The sequence below is a fragment of the candidate division KSB1 bacterium genome (genome assembly GCA_022562085.1).
Lineage (GTDB): Bacteria > Zhuqueibacterota > Zhuqueibacteria > Oceanimicrobiales > Oceanimicrobiaceae > Oceanimicrobium.
This window is the reverse complement of sequence record JADFPY010000398.1, coordinates 1-3,900: the sequence shown is the minus strand read 5'-3', so window position 1 is coordinate 3,900 and position 3,900 is coordinate 1. Positions and strand designations below refer to the sequence as shown.

At 38.5% G+C, this 3,900-nt stretch carries 4 protein-coding genes; 3 read left to right on the top strand and 1 reads right to left on the bottom strand.

All coding sequences use genetic code 11. From position 1 onward, the window contains the following. The first annotated feature begins 915 nt into the window (after positions 1 to 915). Both IH879_21130 and IH879_21125 read left to right on the top strand, forming a co-directional pair. Entirely contained in the window at positions 916 to 1,425 is a 510-nt protein-coding gene (locus IH879_21130) for a hypothetical protein (GenBank protein ID MCH7677431.1), read from the top strand. A gap of 44 nt (positions 1,426 to 1,469) precedes the next feature. Then, positions 1,470 to 2,492: a transposase gene (locus IH879_21125; GenBank protein MCH7677430.1), complete on the top strand. Its 1,023-nt coding sequence runs from the start codon at positions 1,470 to 1,472 to the stop codon at positions 2,490 to 2,492. A gap of 135 nt (positions 2,493 to 2,627) precedes the next feature. Here IH879_21125 and IH879_21120 read toward each other — a convergent pair whose 3' ends face one another. Then, the gene (locus IH879_21120; GenBank protein ID MCH7677429.1) at positions 2,628 to 3,185 is read right to left on the bottom strand and encodes a hypothetical protein; all 558 of its coding nucleotides are present in this window, start codon (positions 3,183 to 3,185) and stop codon (positions 2,628 to 2,630) included. Between the two features lie 508 nt (positions 3,186 to 3,693). Here IH879_21120 and IH879_21115 point away from each other — a divergent pair. Then, the coding region (locus tag IH879_21115; protein ID MCH7677428.1) for an HDOD domain-containing protein at positions 3,694 to 3,900 on the top strand (207 nt) is incomplete at its 3' end.

Genomic DNA, 3,900 nt, shown 5'->3' with positions numbered 1-3,900 from the left:
GTCAAGAAGTTGTATTATTGCTTACTTAAAAATTCATGTGACCAGAAGGGCCATGTGTGTTGTTTTCACCCATTTCTTGTTGTTGTCTAATTTTTGTGCTCATTGTTGATTGTGTCAGACTGCGTCTTGTTGATTGTGTTAGACTTGTAAGGGTTGGTTTTAGTTTTGATTTGCTAGAGCTTGCATGTACAGTTGTACCAACACAAAACAACATAAAAATTATAGCCAACGATTTTATTGTCATATTGTCCCTTAGAATTCTGTTATTGACGACGATAATATTTTAGCAGGAAATTGATAGTCTGTCCAGGTTAAAAGCTTTATTTAGGGGTTATTTACTTGCATTTTTTTACTTAGTAGTAGTAACGTTGCCAGATATATAAGCAGGTTAAAGGAGGCCATTGAAAAGAAAGTCGTTTGTTTTATTGCTTATTATTTTTATCAACACAACATAGGAGTATTTAAGAATTTTAGAGATGCTCGCTTTTCCCTTAAAAAGCTATTTAATTTAGGATGGTACATAAATCCAGAAGGCAAGCAAGAAGAAGTTATCGAAAGCATGTCCAAAATCTATGCCAACAAAACAAAGACACAGAAGTTTATTGATAGTTGCCAGAGGTACTTTGATGAGAATGGTTATCTTTTCCCGGATTCTGAGGCATATTTAAAGTGGTCTGACTCTGCCCCAGAACCAGACGCAATATATCCTCCACTAAAAGACCTTATTGCTCGTTACAAAACACTTGCTGTGAATGTAGAGACAAAGAATGAGTTTCCTTGGAGGGTGTGATATACTACAGATAGTTGTCCCTTAAACCTTCATTGGAAACGATGGAGTAGGCAACATAGGACGCCCCTCTCATCTGATTGTTGGAGAACGCGTAGGACAATCCTGTCTTAACTCCCGCAATCACGATGAGGGTTCAGAGAATTAAAGGAGGAAATCATAATGAAAAAATTGATTTTTTGATTGCTACACTTATCATTTTTTCAAGTAAAAAGTCAACAGCGCAAGGCGAACCGGATTCAACTGTCACTCTAGCAAAGAAAGCAATTGTAAGCGCTTCATTTCAGCATCGAAGTTTACCTGATATTTGGGATATCAACTATTTCGGGCTAACTGGCGAGATTTATCTAGATGATTATTTTAGTTATTCAGGGTCTATATATTTTGGTAAGGGCTCAGATAACCTTTACTATGGCCATTTTCCAGCAGCAGGCGGTGTTCTTTTACTCCCTTTTGTTATTTTATATTATTCCACAGGTATTGCTACCGAAATCCATCCATTAACATGGCTCAAACTCCTAATGCTTGAAAACATATATTACAATATTGATGCAAGTAACAAGGTTATGATTTCGCCATACCTAACTCTCTTGGGAGCTCGTGGGGGTGAAAAACCTTATCCGAAAAAAATTCCTTGAGAATTATCCTGAAAATTGATATTCTACGATTTTTAGGAGGGTACATGTTTTCATTGCTTACTTTTGTTTTCAGTCTCATCTTGAATCTGTTTAAATCTGAAAAGCGACTGCTACTTCACGTTTCACTCCAACAGAAGGAACTTGAGATCCTGAAGCGACAGATTCGGAAAAAACGACTTCCAATCCGGCAAACCGACCGAATCATTCTATCTATTCTGACCAGGAGCAGCGAAATTAAAGAATCTATCTCAATCGTGAAACCGGAAACGGTGCTGCGCTGGCAGAGACAATTGATCAAACACTTTTGGACATTCAAAAGAAAAACGCCAGTTGGCAGACCGCCGGTTAGCAATGAGATCAAGCAACTTATTCTGACGATGAAAAACGACAATCTATACTGGGGCCATAAGAGAATACAGGGGGAACTGCTGAAATTAAATATACATTTGGATAAGAATACCATTCGGAATATTTTAAGCGACTTCCGGCGGAGAGGAAAAGTCAAACAATCCTTAACCTGGAAGCAGTTCTTAAGTCAACAGATTCATTCGCTTTATGCTGCAGATTTTTTTACAGTAGACACAGTACTGAATCAACGATTCTATGTCTATTTCATTATCTATCACAAAACCCGGGAGATTGTGGATTTTGCGATAACGCGGAGTCCTTGCCGTGAATTTGTTCGGCAGCAGTTAATTGGATTTGGAGAAAAATTGAACAGTTTAGTATATATGATTCATGATAATGCAGCACAATTAAACCTGAATTATCTCGCTTATGGAATCAAAGAGATAAGAACCTCGGTCAAAGCTCCAAACATGAATTCTATCGCTGAGCGTTTTATTGGAACCGTGCGGCGGGAAGCACTCGATTATTTTTTGCTCATCAGTGAAAAACAGATTTTGAATATTTTACAGGAATATATTGATTATTATAATTCGCAACGTCCCCATCAAGGATTAGGTCAGCGGGTTCCAGAAGGATACAAATCCCAGAGAGATGGAAAAGTGGGCAAAATACCCATTCTTGGCGGTTTATGTTATCATTATGAACGGAGCGCAGCATGATGGATGGAGTTTTTCACCCCCACGCCCTCCAGTCGAAATAGGATTGCCATCCTTATTATTTCAATCAGCCTTGAATTTGTTTATTCCATTTATTTTGTTTTCTGTTCTGATTCCGATTCCATTTCTGAAGCTGCTTCACTTTTTTGTTTTTTGTATTGTTTCCTCTGTTGCTTTTTTAGTTTCTGGTTTTACCTTGGTTTTCGGACGTTCTTTTGCGCCGGGTATTTTACTGGGTTTGCCCACCTTAGCCTTAACAGCGGTTTTTTTCCGCTGTCTTGTACCTATAACAAAAGCTAATCCGATGCTAACAGCCCCTAAAGCCAGCACAATCCAAGAAATAGTTTGCTGTAGCCTAAGATTCTTCTCTCCTTTGTCCAAGTTTGCTGCTCTTTCCTCCACGCGTTTCTCCAAAGCAAAAAGTCTTTTTTCTTTGTCGAGTAAAATTTTTTCCCTTTCTTCAATTAGAGATAATAAAGATTCTAATCGAGTTTCAACTTCTGCGCGTCTTTCTAAACTAGGAACAGGCTTTGCTTTTTGTTCGACCTCCGAGGTATCGCCTACCGTTTCCACTTCTACTACAGGTTGTTCAGTAGCCGGCTTGCGATTTTTAGCTTTCTCACACCCAATGGTCAATACAAAACTCAAGGTTATTAGAAATAACGAGCATAAAAGACTCGTTTTAATTTCTCCCATGCTTACCTTCTCCATAGGTCAGTGTTTAGGCTTAATTTTTTTAGAGAAAAAGCCTAGAATTTTCAACTCATAAATAAAAAAATCCCTTTTAAAGTGCAAGGGAAAAGTTCTGTGGACGCTAATAACCATCCTGCTCGAACGGCCGCTTTTGGCTATTCTGAGCCGTTCAGCTAGTGCATGAAAGATACTGCAAATAGGGGTAGTCAAGCAATATTCAAAACAGAAGGTTGGCGAGCAGCTCACTTCGTGCTGATTTGGGGGTGTTTTTGGGGGTGTTTGATTAATTTCCAAAATCGTGAAATAAATTTCACAGATGGAGTGAAAAAGCAGCAGAAAAGCCGGCGTGAACATGGTCAAACTCGACACTTCTTCCAAGTGTGAAATGCCAGTAAAACTGACTTTAGACAACACGTGAGATGGTTAAAGAGTATTCAAGCTTTACCGATAAACGGAAGATAGAGAACACTGAATTGCAGTCCACAATTATGCCAAAAAGGAGAGATAAAAAATGAACAGCTCGGTGTTGGTCGAGGCGAAGAAAATTTTTGCTAGCATTCAGTTCCCGAGTCAACCACAGATACTCATTAATATTAGACAGGAAATAAACAAGCCAGAACCGGAATTCAAAACAATCGCCCAATTAGTAAATCAAGATTTGGCATTAACAGCCAAGGTTATCAAGGTAGTTAATTCCTCGTTTTTTGGTTTACGTTCT